This window comes from Sphingobacterium sp. SYP-B4668 (assembly GCF_027627455.1).
Taxonomy (GTDB): domain Bacteria; phylum Bacteroidota; class Bacteroidia; order Sphingobacteriales; family Sphingobacteriaceae; genus Sphingobacterium.
Window position 1 is genome coordinate 2,167,666 of the sequence record NZ_CP115483.1, and the last position, 19,273, is coordinate 2,186,938.

The following is a 19,273-nucleotide window of genomic DNA, read 5'->3' on the forward strand; positions in this document are numbered from 1 at the left end:
TAGATATGCACAATTTACTCCTACATATTGTCCAACAGGATACCGTACATGCCAAATGGTTGAATACACTGTCCTATATGGAAAATGCCGGTGCGCGAAAAATTTCAGCATGCGAGCATCCGACCAAAGTAAACTTGATTCAGCTCAAGCATGCGGCCGAAGAACATAGACATGCATATTATTTGAAAAAGCAGATTGGAAAGTTGGATTTGACGATTTGCGAAACATACGAAGATGATGAACTCCTAGCCTCTAGGTGTACTAAGCAGTATCTACATCAGTTGGACATTAAATCTTGCCGCTATCTCAAAGATGCCTTTGACTTGCAAGCTATTGAGCTCAAGCATGCAGCCTATTTGTTTGTAACTTATGCTATAGAAGTGAGAGCGGATGAACTTTATCCCGTGTATCAAGACGCACTGGATCAATCGAAAAGCAAAGTGATGGTCAAGTCCATCATTTTGGAAGAAGAAGGACATCTCGAAGAGATGATTGCCCAGCTGCAGTCGTTTTCACCAGATTGGGAGATGTACGCCAAAGATATACAGGCCATTGAGCAGGTTTTACATGAAGAGTGGATGAACGCTATTGCACAGGAGTTGAATCAAGATGTCAGACGTGTACAGTCTATTGGATAGTCGCCTACAAGTTCGTGCAGACGAAGGCCAACTTCGTGAGTTAATAGTACGAGGTGTAGGTGCAGATTTTTTGAGTAACGATTATCTCGGCTTAAGTACCGATGATAGCTTTCATCGGACAGTCCTTGCCGATTTGCTTGCATCGCCTGCTTTGATTGCCGGCAATACAGGTTCAAGGCTGATTAGTGGTCAGTCAGAAGAGGTGGTTGATGCCGAATTCTTTATTGCCCAAATACATGGCAGTGAATCGGCCCTACTATTTGCGTCAGGATATATAGCCAATTTGAGCTTGTTCTCCTGCTTACCTCAAAAGCACGATACGATTATCGTAGATGAATATATCCACCGATCTGTGCATGACGGCTGCATGATGAGTAAAGCTACGAAATGGAAATTTAAGCACAACGACCTGTGCGACTTGGAAGCTAAGCTAAAGCGCGTTAGAGGACGCTGTTATGTCGCAGTCGAAAGTTTGTATTCTATGGAAGGTGATTTTGCACCTCTCTTGGAGATAGGTCGTCTTACGACACGATACAATGCGGCCCTGATTGTGGATGAAGCACACGCCTTTGGCGTATTTGGTTACGGTTTTGTGCATCGCTTGGGTCTACAAGAGGTGGTCTTTGCCACCTTGATTACCTATGGGAAGGCAATGGGCGGACATGGTGCAGCTGTGCTCTGTCGGGAGGGGGTCAAGTCTTATCTAATCAACTATGGCTCACCCTTTATTTACAGTACAGCTATGCCCGACATTACGTGGCGATGTATCACACTAGGATACCGTTTTTTGGAAAGTAATCCTCATTTAGCCATCAATCTACAACAGCGTATTCAATACTTAAGGGCCAAGCAGCTCGCCTTGAGCTCGAGCAGCACAAGTCCAATCCAAGTCCTAAAGGGAATAGAGCCATGGCGCTTGCTTCAGATGAGGGATAGCCTTTCAGCTCGTGGTTTGCATACTTACGCTGTCTTAGCACCTACGGTCAAGGAAGGAGAGGAGCGCATGCGGATATGTGTACACGCCTTTAATACCGAACAGGAGATAGACCTTTTGACTGAAGTAATACATGAAGTAGCAGTTTTATAGCGAAAAATAATGAACCAAACATGTTCTAAATCTCATTTCATCACTCCTGCGAAAGTCAATTTTGAGCAGGGTGAATTCCATCTAGTGGATAAGAGAAAAAATATTTACAGATGAAGGAATCCATTTTTGTGACGGGAATTGGTACAGGTGTCGGGAAGACTATCTGTGCAGCGGTATTGACCCAGTATTGGAAGGCCGATTATTGGAAACCTGTACAGTCCGGCGATTTGTCTGCGAGTGACAGTATGACTGTAAGTCATCTGCTCAATGGCGATGTGTTGATACACCCCGAGCGATATCGATTGACATTTCCAGCATCGCCGCACAAATCAGCATTACGTGACGGTGTTTCCATTCAGCTGACTGATTTTAAACTGCCTATTACTGCCAATCATTTGGTTGTAGAAGGAGCTGGCGGATTGTTGGTGCCTTTAAATGACGAAGATAGTATCCTTGACCTAATAATGTCTTTGGATATTCCTGTAGCCCTGGTAGTCAGGGATTACCTAGGCTGTATCAACCATAGCCTATTGTCTATCGAAGTGTTAAGAAATCGTCATATTCCATTGAAATATTTGATTTTCAATGGTGCAATAGATATCGATAGCGAACGCGTCATCCGCCGCTCCCTGACAAAAGATACCAAGGTATTGCACATGCCTGAACTAGAAGTCGTCACCGCGATACACATTAAAAATATAGCAGATCAAATAATTTTTTAATCTTAACAGAGAGACATGAAAGCGACCATTCGAAACAATTGGACCAAAACAGAAATTCAGGAAATATATGACCTTCCCCTTTTGGAGTTGGTGTATCGTGCAGCCACTATCCATCGGGCGTATCATCGTGCAGACGAAGTGCAGGTATGTACGCTGTTGTCTGTAAAGACAGGCGGTTGTCCTGAAGATTGTTCATACTGTGGACAGGCTGCCCGTTATCATACCGATATTAAAGTACAAGCGCTCTTACCTACAGAAACTGTTCTTGCACATGCACAAAAGGCGAAGAATAGCGGTTCCACCCGTTTCTGTATGGCGGCTGCTTGGCGGGAGGTGCGGGACAACCGAGATTTTGATAGAATCATAGATATGGTCAAAGGTGTGAACGACTTAGGTTTGGAGGTCTGCTGTACCTTAGGTATGTTGACCGAGCATCAGGCCAAGAGGTTGCAAGAAGCCGGACTCTATGCATACAACCATAATTTGGATACCTCTGAGCAATATTACGATGAGATTATCTCCACCCGCACATTCGATAATCGCATTAATACCATCGACAATGTGCGCAAGGCAGGTATTACCGTGTGTTCTGGAGGTATTATTGGATTAGGTGAGACGCATAAGGACCGTATATCGATGCTGCTGACATTGGCCACCATGCCCAAGCATCCCGAGTCGGTCCCGGTCAATGCGTTGGCAAGGGTTAAAGGCACCCCTTTAGAAAATAATCCAAAGGTAGATATATGGGATATGGTACGGATGATCGCGACGGCACGTATGGTCATGCCTGCGTCTATAGTCAGGCTCAGTGCTGGAAGAATAGAAATGAGTGAGACCGAGCAAGCTTGGTGTTTTATGGCGGGTGCCAATTCTATATTCACCGGCGAACGTGAAACCTTGCTGGTGACCCCTAATCCTGGTGTGTCCGAAGATATGGCTATGTTCAAGAACCTAGGATTGAAGCCTATGGCCAAGGATGTAAAGGAGGAGTCGTGTACAACATACTAAGGGAGCGGGATAGGGAAGTCAATTGGCATCCCTATACCCAAATGAAAGGCGCCACGGACATTATCCCCATTGTCCGTGGTCAAGGTGCATATTTGTATGACAATGAAGGAAAGCGCTACATCGATGCTGTTTCTTCATGGTGGGTGACCTTACATGGTCATGCACATCCGCATATCGCCCAGCGGGTATCTGATCAGTTGCATACCTTGGAGCAAGTAATATTCGCCGGTTTCACCCATGAACCAGCCGTTCAACTCTCTGAAAATTTATTGAAACTACTACCTGCGAACCAACAAAAGGTGTTCTACACCGATAATGGGTCTACTGCTGTAGAAGTTGCGCTCAAGATGTGTATACAATACCATGTGAATAGAGGGACGCCCAAGTCAAAAATATTAGCCTTTCGCAATGCTTATCATGGTGATACTTTTGGTGCCATGTCTGTGAGCGCACGTGGAGCATGGACAGCACCATTTGGAGATATGTTATTTGACGTTGTCTTTATAGATACACCGACGGTAGATAATCTGGAATCGTTAATACAAAAAGTTGATCTCCATGCCGATGAGTTGGCTTGCTTTATATACGAACCACTTATTCAGGGTGCCGCCGGTATGTTGATGCATCACCCCGAAGATTTGAGCCGTCTAATGGCTTATTGTCGTCATAAAGGCGTTTTAATGATTCAGGATGAAATCTTTGTAGGCTTTGGGCGCACAGGCAAGCTCTTTGCAGCAGACTATTTGAGCGAATACCCAGATATTATGTGTTTCTCAAAAGGTCTGACGGGAGGTACTATGCCCCTAGGTGTTACGACCTGTTCGGATGTGGTCTACCAAGCCTTCTACTCGGATGACAAGCGGCAGGCATTATATCACGGACATTCCTTTACCGCTAGTCCGTTGGCGTGCGCCGCAGCCCTGGCCAGTATGGAGCTCTTACTTAAAGCTGAAACCACAGCCCGTATAGCTCGCATTGTAGCGAAGCATCGGGCATTTAAGGAAGAGATAACCAGTTGGCCAAAGGTGAAAGACGTTCGGCAACGAGGCACAATCATCGCTATTGAGTGGAATCATATGGAAAGTACATCGTACTTCAGCAAATTGGGAGAAGTGTTGTATCCATTTTTTTTGGAAAGGGGCATCCTGCTTCGACCTTTAGGAAACATCATCTATCTGGTGCCCCCATACTGCATTAGCGATTGCGATTTGGATTACATATATGTGACTATTAAGGAAGCGCTGAAACTGCTGTAAGTCTGTCTATCCAAGTTTTTTTCTCAACCATTTACGGGCGGGTTCGTCATACCATTTTAGGCTGACATACGCTAAAATAATACTACCGACCAAAATTGCTAGCCCATACGGCCATGCTTGTACAAGAGTCACGCCCTTATTGTTGCTGATCCAGGCTACATAAAAATATACTAAGGGATAATGCACCAGATAGAGCGGATAGGAGATATCACCTAAGAATTTACATATTCGACGCTCTGTCTGGGCTTGTACTACGCCACTGGCACCTAGATAGACAATAATTGGAAAAATAATGATAATACACACCGATTCATATATTCCATTCATCCAAAGGTGTTCAGCTCCACCGATACGAGGCATATATAGCACAAGAGCAAGTAAGAGGGTGCACCATATGAAGGCATACTTAATACGGGTGGGTTTAGTCACCCTTGAAAGCAGTAAGCCTGCAAAGAAAGGATACATCATTCGGGTGATACCTATACGCATTTGCTCAGTATTGAGTGTCCAACCGCCACTGACATCTCCGTTGGGGCTTGTAATAGCCATATGTGCAAGCGCAATTGCTGAGATCAATACCAATACGCTTAGCGCTGTTTTTGAAAACTTCCTAACCCAAATAGCATATAAAATATTAGCAATATATTCAAAGAACAATGACCAACCTACACTATTCAGCGGATGCATTTCTTGCCAACCCCTTATGTCCAATGATAGAGGTATTGGTAAAATAGTGTAACCGATGAGCATCACCAGTAACATTTTCCAAAGCGGAATGGTATGGATGAGTGGCCAGATAGTCGAATCTGTAAAATAGAATCCAATTGCCCCGAGGGTCATCCCCAATATCACCATTGGTTGAAGTCGTTCGATCCGACGTTTAAAGAACGTGCCGACAGTCATTTTAGCCCAACGGTCGTCATAAGCAAAACCCACCACAAAACCTGATAGCAGAAAGAAAAAATCAACAGCCAAGTAACCATGGTTTACTAAGATATCCAAATGGCTAGTTCCTAATGGTTCGGTCAAATGGAAGGTTACAACGATTATGGCGGCAACTCCACGTAATCCATCCAATATTGGGTAATGTGGTTTCGCGGAAAGACTATTGTTATTCATCAGCTTTGTATATAGAATTTAAGGTTTAGAAATAATGGGGTTAAATTAGCTAAACAACTTATCTAAAATCGGTCAAATAGTATCAAAATCCAGACAGATAGTCTCATTTTTTCACTATCCATGATACTGCCGCCCATCCAAAAAAAACAACCTTGGCCGCTTACTCGGGGGGGAGGTAAGTGGTAGGTTCTGATTGTTAGTATGAGCACTCTAAATTGTTCCTGACACGTATTTTTAATTAAATTATGTCCTATTAGCGTCTTCAAAATCCACGATATGCGTTGGTTATGCGCATCATTTTTTCTAAATTTACCCATTGTAAACAATTGTGTCTTTTGATTATTTGCTTAAAAAAAATATCTACTCATATGAAAAAAACTAGAATCTTTAAAAACGCAATTGCCTTAACTGCGGTTGCCCTATTGGGCACAACTAAGAATATAGACGCTTGTACAAGAGTAGTTTATAAAGGACCTAATAACACCATCATCACCGCTAGGAGCATGGATTTTACCATACCTATTCCTTCTAATTTATGGTTATTCCCAAGAGGGATGGAGCGTGACGGAAGTACGGGAAAAAATACAGCAAAATGGACTTCCAAATATGGCAGTATGGCTACCAGCTCTTGGGATATTGCTGTATCGGACGGTATGAATGAAAAAGGTCTTGTTGCCAATATGCTGTGGCTTGTAAGTTCAAAGTATCCTCCATTCTCGAAGGAAGGCAATGGAAAGAAAGGGTTGGCAGTTTCGCTATGGGCGCAATATGCATTGGACAATTTTGCTACAGTAGCTGAGGCTGTCCAAGAACTGAAGAAAGAGGAATTTGTGATAGTGACGGATTTTATTCCTGGAACAGACAAATTTACAACAGTCCATCTGTCTTTGTCAGATGCTAGCGGTGATAATGCTATTTTGGAATATATAAATGGAAAGTTGGTAATCCACCACGACCCCTCTTATACCGTGATGACAAACGACCCGGTATTTGAACAACAACTCGCAATAAACGAATACTGGAAAGGCATACCGGGCAATATCTTTCTTCCCGGTACTAACAGAGCTGCAGATAGATACGTGCGCGCATCCTATTATATTACAGCTATCCCGCAAACAGATGATACTCGAATTGCCGTAGCTGGTGCCTTCAGTGTTATCAGGCAGTGCTCTGTTCCTTACGGTATTTCTACCGAAGGTTTCCCAAATCTGTCTACCACACGTTGGAGAGCAGTCTCTGACCAGAAAAATCTCGTGTATTATTTCGAAGATGCCCTTAGCCCGAATGCGATTTGGGTGGATTTGAAAAAACTAGATTTCAGTAAAACCGCCAAGGTGAAAAAACTGGCATTGGATAAAAATCAAATTTATGCAGGAGAAACGTCTAGTCAATTTGTAGACACAAAGCCCTTTGTTTTTCAGGGGATTTAGAACTTAACAATATACAATATCAAAGTAATAGCGTTGAACCCGACTCACAAGGAGTCGGGTTTTTATTTATAGCAAATATTTTTTCTGACATTAACATGTACATCTCAGGAAGCATTTTAGATAGAGATGCAGAAATAACTAAGCCACAACTGCCTAGTAATTTCAACAAGATTCTCCCTTTGAGAACGCCCACTTTTTTATTAGACTTAGTAGCCTTTGTTTTGGCTCAGATAGATATTTCTAGCTAATTCTGTAGCGTTGAAAGGTAGATATAGCCGTGTAGCATCTTTTCCTTTTGTGTTCAAGAAAGCAAGGGCTTTATCAAAGCGTTTCATATCTTGCCATCTTCTTCCTTCCCCCACAAACTCTCTACGGCGTTCTGCTTCGATCTCCTTAATAAATTGCGTTGCGTCGGCAAAGTCACTGTTCGTTTTTTGACTACTACCTCTAGCTTTACGGAGTTCGTTATAGCGACTTACTACGACCTGACCTTGTCTTGCAGAAGCTTCGGCCGAGATTAGATACGCTTCGCCAATGCGGACAAGAGGATATACGATAAATGCGTTAGATGAAGGTTGCAGCGTATCTGTTGAAAATTTTAGTAAGTATGTTACTTGCTCTCCAATTGTATTGTTATGCCTTTTTAGAAGCAATGAAGCTCTGATGTCCGAACTTTCATAGGATTGTGCCAATGCAGGATCTATCCAAGTAAGCCCCATGCTAGCTCCACGAAATGGCGGCGGCGGAGAGTACATCGTGTACAAACCTCCTCGCTCATAACTATTGATAGGCTCTGACAGTCTCCATAGCATTTCCGAGCTCTTGCCATTATAGCGGTAAACCTCTCCAAAATCGCTATCTTCCAACTTGTTTTTACCACTTTTAATGACCTCTTCCGACAATTCGAAAGCCTCTTTGTTTTTGCCAAGATGTAGGTAGGCTCGCGCCAAAAGCAATTGTGCTGTAGGTTTACTCACATAATCTGCTGATTTGAATGCTTCCAAAAGAGGGATAGCTTCTGTTAGATCATTCGTGATTTGTTGGTACACTTCCTCTTCACTGTTCTTATCCCTCCGGATGACGTTAATGTCCGTTTCTAGGTCAAGAGTCAGGATTACACCACCATAAGATTCTACAAGACGATAATAGTTATATGCTCGAATAGTTAGCGCCTCGCCAAGTATTCCGCTCATGTTAGGTATCCTCTTATTTTTGATGTAATTTATAATAAAATTTGCGTTCCCGATGGCCGTATAAGCGCTATTATATAACCTGCCGTTGCCAAATCCATCTTCTACATTCGGACTGCAATCATCGTAAGAGCGTGGGTTATATTGAGTAGGGGTAGAACCCTGTAGCGACACCACATCATCACTGTATACATCCCATACCGGGAATGGTTGATAATAGATTGCACTTGGTTTATAAGCCCCTCGAAGTAGGAGCGGGATATCTCCCGGTTGTACCTTGTCCAAAGCTACCGAAGTATCGGGAGTCGGCTTGTCCAATGATTTGTTACAAGAGAAAAGAGCCGCCGCCAGGACGATAACTGCAAATAGTCTTTGTAGTGTATATATTGTTTTCATGTATGCTCGAATTGAAGTATTAAAAAGTTATGTCAAAACCGATTGAATAGACGCGAGGTAGTGGGGCTATCGCTTGTTGCCACCCACTTCCCTGTGCTTGTTCCGGATCATTGGAATTAAGGGCCTTGTCCTTCAGTATAAATAGATTCTGACCAGCTAAGTACAATCTGCAAGTAGAGAATCCGATATTTTTAAGTCTTTCTGAAGCCAGGTCGTAACCCACTGTCAGGTTTTTAAGCCTTAGGAATGAAGCATTGTATAAGTACAAGGTAGACACACGTGTATTCCAATCAGTGGTCATACCAGCCCCGTGCGGCCCCATTACAGCTCTAGGATATCTCGAGTCCGATTCAGGCGAAGTCCATCTATCTAGTACCCAGTCCGGTTTGTTGACCATAATACCAACATAATCATCAAAGCCGTATTGGCGAGCATCCTGTTCGCTGAAATTGTACACCTTACTGCCTACAGAAAACACGAATAAACCCGATAAGGATATTTTTTTATAAGAGACATTTCCGTGAAAGCCCCCCGACATTTTCGGTTGCGCTGTGGAGACATAGACCATATCTGCCTGATTGATGATACCGTCTTTATTGATATCTTCATAGATAACATCACCCGTTTGTGAATCTACACCAAGTGCATTATACATCTGTAGCAAACCTACAGGTCGACCAACCTGTATAAAACCTCTAGGTCCGCCAGGAGCGTAACCTCCATAACCGATGATGTTATCCCGTAATTCAGTAACCTTGTTTCGGTTGATATTCAAATCCGTACCCACACGCCATTTCCAATCCGAAGTCTGCTGCGATGAGTTTCCAAAGGATACTGAAAGGTCCAATCCTTTGTTAAGCATTCCTCCTAAATTAGCCTTTTGCGAAATGAATCCTCCACTCGACATCGGAATCTGTATACTAGTGATGAGGTCATCCGTTCTTTTTACATAGTATTCTGCTGTCAATTGAATACGATCCTTCCAAAACGTACCTTCCACTCCGAAGTCATATTGTTTGGTTCGCTCCCATTGTAAATCTGGATTTCCAAGTGTTGTGCTCAACTGCAGTGCAGGTTCATTGAGATAAGTTTGTGTACCTGCTAGGCTGTATACATCAAAGAGGCCTAATGGTCTAATATTTCCGGTGATACCGTAGCTAGTCCTTACCTTTAGAAAATCTACCCAAGACTGATTTTGGATAAACTGTTCTTTGCTCAAGATATAGCCACCTGATATCGCGGGAAACCATGCATAACGGAAGTTTTTTAGCTTACTGGAGCCATCATGCCTTAAAGATGCACTCAACAGGTATCGACCATCCCAGCTTAAATTGGTGCGCATGAAGTATGAAGAAGAATTTTCAAGATACTCTCGATTTAAATAAGCATAATTGTTGTTGTACGTGGAGGCATTGCCGGGCGACCAAAGACTTTCACTCAATGGAAATCCCTCTAGACTATATCCGCTGGTAGCATAACTGTTTTCCATATATTCCTGCCCCAATACCACATCTCCATTCAGTAAGCTATGATTTATTGAATAAGTCAATAGATTATTAAAAGTATATCGGATTCCTTTGTTCTGTCTCACTGTATAGCTCCCTGCACTGTATTGTCCTTCGTATGAAAATGGAGTGTAAAAAGCATTGTCTTCAATATTACTCTGCGAAGCCGCTAGACTGGTTCGAAAAGATAGATTCTTCGACAAGCGTGCATTGGCCGAAAAATTACCTACATAATTCCATGTGGAGACATGAGGCCGATAACCGTCCCTTGCCGCCAGTGGATGACTTTGGGCACCAAACCAATAGCCATATGTGCCATCGTCATTTTTTTTGACCTCCAGTGGTGTGTCAGGTCTGGCCTGAAGCGTTGCAAACATGTCACTATAGATATCCTTCGACACTGCATTAGATATTTGTATATTCGCTTGGAGATCTAGCCAAGGGTATAGCTGTTGTATGAGTGAGAGTTTTCCGCTCGTGCGACCAAAGCGCCCTTTTCCGATGGAATTATCTTCACCGAATTTTCCAAACGAAACATAGTAACCACTTTTTGCATTACCACCACTTACACTAGCTTGCAGATTGTAAGTGCCTGCATGATTAGGCGAAAGTAAATCCACCCAGTTATGGTTATTATCCATCATTGTTAGGCTATTGATCTGTCCTTTCAACTGTCCATTTTCCACGTTTAAGTTGGCGATTTGTTCGGGACTCAATCCCCCTGCTGCAATAATGTTTTGGATATCATTGATGCGGTTTTGTCGCGCCTCGTTGAACATCGATTGATACTGTAGGCTATTTAAAGGCTTGTAACCAAAATGAGTCTTAGTCACTCCATAGTAACTGTTGAGAGAGATTGTAGGCTTGCTATTTAATTGTCCTTTCTTGGTCGTTATCAAGATAACGCCTTGCGCACCACGAGCCCCATAGATTGCCGAAGATGCTGCATCCTTCAAGACTTCTACTGATGCAATGTCTTGAGGGTTGAGATTGGATAGACTGAAGTTTGCATTTGTGGAGGTTGCGGACATTGGATTACCGATCGCATCAATCACCAATCCATCCACCACAATAAGAGGATTCGCGCCTGTACCACCTATGCTTCCTTGCGTTGTCTGGACCCCGCGTACCACAAAATTTGGCATTTCGCCAGGAGTAGAGCTTGTATTTTGCACCTGTAGACCTGCAATACGTCCCTGTAATGCGCCTATTGGGTTACTTACGATATTCTCTTCTGGTTTGAGGTTTGTAACCCGTCCCACCGAACCTGTTACCTCACTACGTTTGCGTGTGCCATATCCGATAGTAATAGCTTCATCCATTATCGTTGTAGATTGCCTCAGGACAATACGGTTGTTGCTTTGCACATTAACCGTTACTTCTCTTGCTTCAAATCCCAACATGCTCACGAGTAGCGTTAACATATCTTTTTCGGCAGTAATCTGAAATCTTCCCTGTTGGTCGGTTTTCGTTATTATTTCTAATCCCTTTACACGGACGGTAGCTCCAATCAAAGCATTCCCAATAGTATCCACTACTGTTCCAGTGATTGTGGATTGTACGAGTTCTGGCTTTTCATTTTTTTGAAGTTTTGTGAGTATGATTTCCTGCCCCTCTACAAGAAAGGCCAAACCTCTGGGTTCTAATATATGAGATAGCGCTTTGGGTAGTGATTCATTTTTAATATCCACTCTGAAAGGGGGAATGTTTTCGAGGAGCGCCGTATTGTACACCACGCGGTATCCCGTTTGCTGCTGTACAGCGACGAAAAATTGCTTAAGGTTGATGCGTTCTTTTTTTAGACTAAATTGTTGCCCCATGCTATGAGCACTGATCTGGCATAGGAAAACAGTGAGGAGTAAGGTAATCGTTTTCAATATCCTGGAAAAAATTAGTGTACGTAAATTTTTATACATTTGTTGTATGTTTTGATGGATAGTGCGATGACAATGTTTTGGACGACATCATCGCCTATATACCCGTGAATGATTAATAAATAGGTTTATCGGAACACCATGTCGGGAGTGTTTGCAGCACTTCCGACTACATGTGGATCCGTTTAGGTTATTTGGTCACAATCAACCTCCTTCCCTTGATTATAAATTTTACATCGCCCGTTAGCTCGAGACGGCGTAGCACATCAGATAGATTTTTATACTTAGAGACACTACCTCCGAAGCGCATTTGAGGATCTATATTTTGAAATTCGACATCAATATCATACCACCGCTCTATTTTCTTCATGATCGTGACCAGATTTTCATCATTAAAACTGATCATTCCGTTTTTCCAGTCCAGTGCTACCGAAGTATCTACGGTGACGGTCGTTATCGCATTGTCGGATATCCGAGCTTCCTGTCCTGGAGAGAGCAACTGAGATGTGGCACTGCCAACGAGCTTCACCCGTACGCTTCCATTGATTAACGTCGTCTTTGCTAGTTTTTCATTTTTGTAGTCCGTTACGTTGAATGCTGTCCCTAATACGTGAATTTCTTGGGATTTTGTCTTCACTGAAAAGGGGATTCTTTTACCACTTTTTAGGACAGGTCGCACCTCAAAAAAAGCTTCTCCTTCCAGCAGTACCGAGCGTTCACTCGGATTGAATCGATTCGGATAGCTAAGTTTGCTTTCCGCATTGAGCGTGACGCGTGTTCCATCTGACAGGATTACGGTATAGTTGCCTCCTTTTGGTGTATGCAGTTCATTCATAGCGTTTGCTTCTACCGTATTTTGAGGTGACCATACCACGGTACCATCTTGATAAGCAATATCTTCACCGGCATGTATGGTATTTTGCTTCCCATTCAAATCTATCGTGTGCCCGTCAGCTGTCTTTACATAGGCCCTGTTTTTCCCGGGAACTACTTCCATGACCTGCTTAAATACTTCTGTATCAGTGGTGGGGGCGCGGATTTCGTTTTTCAACTTTATAACAATAAGTGACGCACTTACGACTATCGCCAGTACGGCTACAGCTCTAACAAATGGTGAACGAATCAAGGTATGTATACGGTTCGCTCGTTTCTTAGTAGCATGTTCGTTGTATCCGATATGTGCTTTAAGGTTTTTACCAATTTGAGCAGTGTGCAGTTGCAGACTTTCTTCATCAGGGAGTGTATGCTTATCTTCTAGGTCGATGAGCATAAAAGCCTCCACCAATAAGCGTTCATCAGCATTAGCAGTACCATTCCGATATTTGGTAATCAGCATGGCTGCATCATATTTCTTTTCCATACAATGAGTTGGTTTAGTACTTCTACTATATTGTAGGTTTACGAGAAGATAATCCCAGACAAAAAAATAAAAAAACAGACAATCTTTTTGAACTTATATTTTGAAAATAATCCTCGTGTATTTTAGACAAAAATAATATGTCTTTGGAGGTGATAGCAATGTTGTTACGACAGGGAAACGGTTCTATTAAAAGTACCCCAAATTGACAGATGTATCTTTAAGTAGGTTTTAAATAAGAAAGATTAACCAGAAGAATTTGCCCAGTTGTTTTCGCAATATATGATTGGCATTGTTGATTTGGTTTTGAACTGTCTTTTTCGAAATGTTTAGTTTTGCAGCTATTTCCGCTGTAGTTAGATGTTCCCTGTAGTTTAACAGGAAGACTATTTTCATTTTTTGCGGTAGCTTTTCTATCTGCTCTTCTACCATCTGCAGTACCTCACGCTCCGCTACAACATTGTCTGTTTGCCATTCCGATCGATCTAGAAATGCTTGAAATCGGATCATATAGTCCTGTCTGACCTTTTGTCGGTCTATCCAGTCGAAGAAACGGTAACGCAGCGCACTGAAAAGGTAGCTTTCTAACGAAGATTTCAACGCTGTAGATTCTCTTTTCTCCCACAGGCTCATCATGATATCTTGCACCAAATCGGCAGCTAAATCCTCATTTTTGACCAGGTTGCATGCAAATAGATACAGAGGTGTTTGATAGCGCTCGTAGATTTGCATAAAAGCGGCCTTATCCGACGATTTCAGTAATTCCAAAAGTTGGTGGTCAGTACGATAAGATTCTTCTTGCTGCATGAACTATTATGGCTCATTTGATAGGCGCCGATGCAAATAAAACAATAACCGCACAACATTCCAATGCTTTTTTGTAAAAATCAAAGTATAACTTATGTTGTCGAACTAATTGTATCCGCTGATTTTCTATTTTAAAGCGTAGTAGCAGCTTTGGCTATAAAGGTGTTGCAAGTTTTTCTTTGAAATCCAATTGTATTTTTTTAGCATAAACTGTTCAAATAGACCAGTATCGACAAATTGAATTTCTGACCCTACATGCAGCATTGGATTATCGAATACAAAACGATTTGCAGCTTTATTGACTTCTTTACAGACTGTATTGCATTTTTCCAGCTGGAGTCTATCTAGGTCTGGAAATTTTGTCGCCAATCGACCATCAATATCCATCAGCCAATTCTCTCCAAATTCCATTGACAAGTCGAGACTGTGGTTTAATATGTCGCCCGTTAGATCCATTTGATGCATTTGAAGTTTTTTGTCATCCTTCCCCTAAAGTTACTATAACTTCTTGACAAAGCAATTGGTGTAAGTTATTAAACTCTAAAATGTAAAGCTTTCACTTTTCGATTCATAGATTGTATATTGTTTCAGTTATATAAGTATTACATATTAATTTTATTGAATTACAACCATTAAATAGGTTTTTTAATATTTTTTTGAAATAATAATTTGTTTGATTCAAAATAAGCTTTACATTTACATATGTAGTACATATTTATTATAAACCTAACTACATTAAAATATATGGATAGAGATAACTTATTTAAGGGCCTTTGGCCTGCCTTATTCACGCCTGTGGATGAAAATGAAATGCCAGAATTGGATCAGCTATGTAGCTTGTGCGAATTATTGATCAATCAGGGAATAGATGGATTGTATGTGTTGGGTTCTACTGGCCAAGGAGTGTTGTTTCAAGAAAGTGACCGGAAGCAGGTACTAGACATGGTGATGCAAGTAGTCGGAAATCGAGTTCCCGTGATGGTGCAGGTTGGCGCATTGACTACTCGGGCGTCTATCAATTTGGCCGAACATGCTGCCAAGTCGGGAGTAGCTGCAGTATCTTCGGTAGGGCCTATTTATTTTTCGGGTGGCCCAAATATGGCAATACAGCACTATACTGAAATAGCGAAGGCTGCACAATTACCCTTCTTCCCTTATCAATTGGGAAACAATTCTATTCCGGGAAATATAGATAGTTTTATTGAACGAGTGCTCGAAATTCCCTTTATTGAAGGAATGAAGTTGACTACTGGAAATCTTCTGGAAATCAGTCGTGTACAGAATTGTTCGCAAGGTCGGCTAAAGTTATTTAGTGGAGCGGATGAACTGATGTGTCAGGCGGCATTATCAGGTACGGTGGGAGCAATTGGTACCTTTTATAATCTTTGGGGGAGCGAGTGTAAATTTGTGTTAGAGGAATTCAAGCAAGGGAATTTCAACTTGGCTGAGACATTTATGCTTCAATTTCAGCAGGTAATCGATCGAGTCCTCCCTAATATTTGGACATTTCTTAGACAAGCTATGATAATGAAGCACAGTATTGATATTGGTGCTACCGTGTCCCCGCTGGGGAGAGGGCAAACACCATGGGCCAACAGCGAGGTCGCCTCTATCCTTGACGATATAGATAAGGTGTTGAAGGGGTGAACTATTCCCGAGTAGGATAAAACCAAGATAAATCTATAAACTAACAAACAGTAAATTATGAAAGCCAATGAAAATTTGTACAAAATAGTAGTGGTTTTTTTGATGATGTTTCTTACTGGATTTGTACATGCACAGATTCAGATAAAAGGAAGAGTCACTGACGAACAAAATGAAAAACTAACAGGAGTGACCATTACTGAAAAAGGAACAGCAAATGCTACATCAACAGATGAGAATGGCCTATTTTCGATGACGATAGCTTCTGCGAACACCCACTTGGTAATCAACTATGTCGGTAAGCAGTCCCTTGAATTAAGTGTGGGGAATCAAAGAGAAATCCATGTTATATTGAAAGATGATAATCGCAATATAGATGAAGTTTTGGTAATTGGATATGGTACGCAGTCTAGAGAGACCTTGACTACCTCCGTATCAAAATTGGATAAAAAAGTCTTAGAAAATGTCCCCTATGCAAATGTGGCGAGTGCACTTCAAGGAACTTTGCCGGGGGTTAGGGTTCAAAGTACTTCTGGTCAACCCGGAGCAACCCCTCGAGTTATTGTAAGAGGGGGTACATCCATCAACAATCCAAACGGCGCAACACCGCTTTACATTGTGGACGGTATCGTGCGATCTGACATCAACAATATTAATGCTAACGACATCGAGTCCTTACAAGTTCTTAAAGATGCCGCTTCAACTGCTATTTATGGAGCGAGAGGAGCTAATGGGGTTGTATTGGTGACTACCAAATCGGGAAAAGAAGGTAGGGTACAAATCAACTATAGCTATGACCTAGGGGTTTCTAATCTGCAAAAGAAGTTTAAATTGTTGGATGCAGGAGATTACATATACTACCAGCGGTTGGGCATTGCGGCACGAGCTAAACAGGACCCTTCACAATTAGCAAAGTTGTCACTGCCCACAAGCGCAGGTACGGGCAATGATTTAACCAATAAGACTGGGTATACCACCCAATATTTGTCAGAATCAAATAAGCACAAATTGAACGAGGGATGGCAAAGTATGCCAGACCCCATAGACCCCACTAAAACCATTATCTTCCAGAATACAAATTACCAGGACGTATTGTTTAATACAGGATACACCAATAATCATAATCTCTCCGTGGCAGGAGGCAGTGAAAAAGCCAAATTTAATCTCGGGTTGGGCTACTTGGATAATGAGGGTATAGCGATATCAACCGATTATAAACGCTTGTCGGTCAATATGAATGGTGAGGTGCAGGCTACCTCTGATCTTAGTGTATTCGGAAGGTTGTTGTATTCAAACATGAGGAACAAACAAGTATTTGGTGCAGAGAATAATATGTTCGGTCGGTCTTTGGCACTTGCTCCAACGGCCAAGTATCGATTTGAAGATGGCACACTGGCCCCAGGGCTTAACAGTTCTATGGGTAATCCAGAGTATTACGCGAGTACACAAGATGCGAAAAATAGTCTAGACAATTTAGCTATATCAGTAGGTGGTAAATGGGATATTTTACCTGGATTGAACTTCTCTCCACAATTGTCGTTGTATCAGGTCATGGGAGCCAAGCGACTTTTTCAGAAAGGGTATTATAATGGTCCCACTCAATTTGTAGATTCGCGAAATGCGTCGGGGGAATATACCAAAATGCTGCAGTATCAGGCGGATGGAGTGTTCTCCTACGAACGAACATTTGCTGACAAGCATCAATTGGAAGCAAAGCTTGGGTTTTCCTACTTTCAGACTGAAAATTCGAGCTTATCTGCTGCCGGAAGAGGAGCAGCATCAGATTTAATTCCTACGTTGAATGGGTCGGCAGAACCTGTGTCCGTAAATGGGGTAGAGAGCGATTTGCGCATCATCGGTTATTTTTCGAGAATCAATTACAACTTCGATCAAAAATACCTCTTATCCTTAAACATGCGTTATGACGGGGCTTCCAATCTTGGTAATCAAAAATGGGGCTTCTTCCCGGGAGTGTCTGCAGGTTGGAATATACATCGAGAAGAATTCTGGGATAGCCTCGCGCCTGTAATGTCTCAGTTCAAACTTCGAGCAAGCTATGGGGTCAATGGTAATATTGGTATCTTGGGGCCTTATGATGCCCAAGGTCAGTATAGTGTAGGGGCTCGGTATGCTGGTGCCGCCGCTATTCAGAATACAGTGTTATCCAATCCGGATTTAACTTGGGAAGAATCCAAGACATTAAATTTTGGAGCTGATATCGGCTTTTTTAATGGCCGGTTGAATTTATTGGTTGATGTGTATCGTAGGATTACCGATAATCTTTTGACTAATATGTCTTTACCGCATTCTACGGGGTTTGCAAGTATTCTTACAAATCTAGGGAGCTTGGAAAATAAAGGCGTAGAATTAGATTTATCAGCTAGAGTACTTCCCAAAAATTCTATATTAGGCTGGGATATCTCTTTAAACGCTGCTAAAGTGAAAAATAAAATTCACAAGCTTCCTTATAACGGTGTCGATCGTAATCGTATAGGTGGAGATTATGTGTATATACCCGCTACAGGTGACTATGGCTGGGTGGGCGGTCTGCAGGAAGACGGAAGGATAGGAGACTTATATGCGTACCATCAGTTGGGAATTTATACGACTGATGAAGAGGCCGCCAAAGGACCTAAAGATTTATTAGTACCACTCAATGACAAAACCAAGTTTGGAGGAGATGTAAATTGGCAAGACGTGGATGGCAACGGTGAAATCGATTCGCGAGATAGAGTGTATGTAGGGAATATATATCCCGTCTGGACAGGAGGGGTTACCAATTCTTTCAGTTATAAGGGAGTCGGCCTGTCTGTGCGTATGGATTATACAACTGGTCATACCATTTACAATTATACAGAAGCGACAAGCGTGGGGCAATTTCAAGGAGAAAATGGATTGTCTGCAAGTCTTTTGGATTCGTGGCAAAAGGCCGGGGATGTCACCACAATACCCCGGATATACTGGGCCGACCAACAGGCTCGCAGTAATGTGTTTAGAGGAAATTCATATTATTATGAAAAAGGCAATTATCTTGCTGTACGAGAGGTCACACTCAGTTATCTTTTTGCAGATCATATATTGGAAAGGTTGAAAGTTAGTCAGTTGCGTCTAAATGTGACCGGCAATAATTTACACTATTTTACTAAGTATAAGGGTTTGAATCCTGAAGAGGGAGGGACAGACAATGGACGTTACCCAATACCTAGGACAATCATCTTTGGCGCAAGCATTACATTTTAA

The 19,273-nt window shown here is 42.1% G+C and carries 14 protein-coding genes; 8 read left to right on the forward strand and 6 right to left on the reverse strand.

Going from position 1 to position 19,273, the window contains the following annotated elements; all coding sequences use genetic code 11:
• The first annotated feature begins 5 nt into the window (after positions 1–5).
• From OQ289_RS09180 to bioA, 5 genes are all read left to right on the forward strand, one after another.
• The gene (locus OQ289_RS09180) at positions 6–638 is read left to right on the forward strand and encodes a hypothetical protein (protein WP_270090423.1); all 633 of its coding nucleotides are present in this window, start codon (positions 6–8) and stop codon (positions 636–638) included.
• Complete coding sequence (locus tag OQ289_RS09185) at positions 610–1,725, forward strand: aminotransferase class I/II-fold pyridoxal phosphate-dependent enzyme (protein WP_270090424.1); 1,116 nt, start codon at positions 610–612, stop codon at positions 1,723–1,725. Before OQ289_RS09180 ends, OQ289_RS09185 begins: the two co-directional genes overlap by 29 nt.
• Before the next feature lie 110 nt (positions 1,726–1,835).
• Positions 1,836–2,447: a dethiobiotin synthase gene (gene bioD, locus OQ289_RS09190; protein WP_270090425.1), complete on the forward strand. Its 612-nt coding sequence runs from the start codon at positions 1,836–1,838 to the stop codon at positions 2,445–2,447.
• A gap of 15 nt (positions 2,448–2,462) precedes the next feature.
• Entirely contained in the window at positions 2,463–3,455 is a 993-nt protein-coding gene (gene bioB / locus OQ289_RS09195; protein ID WP_270090426.1) for a biotin synthase BioB, read from the forward strand.
• Positions 3,440–4,711, forward strand: a complete 1,272-nt coding sequence (bioA, locus tag OQ289_RS09200) for an adenosylmethionine--8-amino-7-oxononanoate transaminase (protein ID WP_270090427.1) — start codon at positions 3,440–3,442, stop codon at positions 4,709–4,711. The genes bioB and bioA overlap by 16 nt, the downstream gene beginning before the upstream one ends.
• Before the next feature lie 6 nt (positions 4,712–4,717).
• Here bioA and OQ289_RS09205 read toward each other — a convergent pair whose 3' ends face one another.
• Complete coding sequence (locus OQ289_RS09205; protein ID WP_270090428.1) at positions 4,718–5,830, reverse strand: acyltransferase family protein; 1,113 nt, start codon at positions 5,828–5,830, stop codon at positions 4,718–4,720.
• Between the two features lie 368 nt (positions 5,831–6,198).
• Here OQ289_RS09205 and OQ289_RS09210 point away from each other — a divergent pair, with 368 nt between their 5' ends.
• Positions 6,199–7,260: a linear amide C-N hydrolase gene (locus tag OQ289_RS09210; protein WP_270090429.1), complete on the forward strand. Its 1,062-nt coding sequence runs from the start codon at positions 6,199–6,201 to the stop codon at positions 7,258–7,260.
• A gap of 206 nt (positions 7,261–7,466) precedes the next feature.
• Here the strand turns inward: OQ289_RS09210 and OQ289_RS09215 are convergent, their stop codons facing one another.
• The 5 genes from OQ289_RS09215 to OQ289_RS09235 all read right to left on the reverse strand — a co-directional run bounded on the left by OQ289_RS09215 (position 7,467) and on the right by OQ289_RS09235 (position 14,854).
• The gene (locus OQ289_RS09215; RefSeq protein ID WP_270090430.1) at positions 7,467–8,846 is read right to left on the reverse strand and encodes a RagB/SusD family nutrient uptake outer membrane protein; all 1,380 of its coding nucleotides are present in this window, start codon (positions 8,844–8,846) and stop codon (positions 7,467–7,469) included.
• A gap of 19 nt (positions 8,847–8,865) precedes the next feature.
• Positions 8,866–12,267 (reverse strand): SusC/RagA family TonB-linked outer membrane protein, encoded by a 3,402-nt coding sequence (locus OQ289_RS09220; protein WP_270090432.1) that lies wholly within the window; start codon positions 12,265–12,267, stop codon positions 8,866–8,868.
• Between the two features lie 148 nt (positions 12,268–12,415).
• Positions 12,416–13,585 (reverse strand): FecR family protein, encoded by a 1,170-nt coding sequence (locus tag OQ289_RS09225; RefSeq protein WP_270090433.1) that lies wholly within the window; start codon positions 13,583–13,585, stop codon positions 12,416–12,418.
• Positions 13,586–13,813: 228 nt separating this feature from the next.
• Positions 13,814–14,389: an RNA polymerase sigma factor gene (locus OQ289_RS09230; RefSeq protein WP_270090434.1), complete on the reverse strand. Its 576-nt coding sequence runs from the start codon at positions 14,387–14,389 to the stop codon at positions 13,814–13,816.
• A 126-nt stretch (positions 14,390–14,515) separates the two neighbouring features.
• Positions 14,516–14,854 carry a hypothetical protein gene (locus OQ289_RS09235; protein WP_270090435.1) on the reverse strand — a complete coding sequence of 113 codons (339 nt, stop codon included), beginning with the start codon at positions 14,852–14,854 and terminating at the stop codon, positions 14,516–14,518.
• A 279-nt stretch (positions 14,855–15,133) separates the two neighbouring features.
• On the opposite strand from OQ289_RS09235, the gene OQ289_RS09240 reads away from it, so the two are divergent.
• Together OQ289_RS09240 and OQ289_RS09245 are read left to right on the forward strand one after the other, a co-directional pair.
• Positions 15,134–16,036 (forward strand): dihydrodipicolinate synthase family protein, encoded by a 903-nt coding sequence (locus tag OQ289_RS09240; protein ID WP_270090436.1) that lies wholly within the window; start codon positions 15,134–15,136, stop codon positions 16,034–16,036.
• Between the two features lie 57 nt (positions 16,037–16,093).
• Positions 16,094–19,273, forward strand: a complete 3,180-nt coding sequence (locus OQ289_RS09245; RefSeq protein WP_270090437.1) for a SusC/RagA family TonB-linked outer membrane protein — start codon at positions 16,094–16,096, stop codon at positions 19,271–19,273.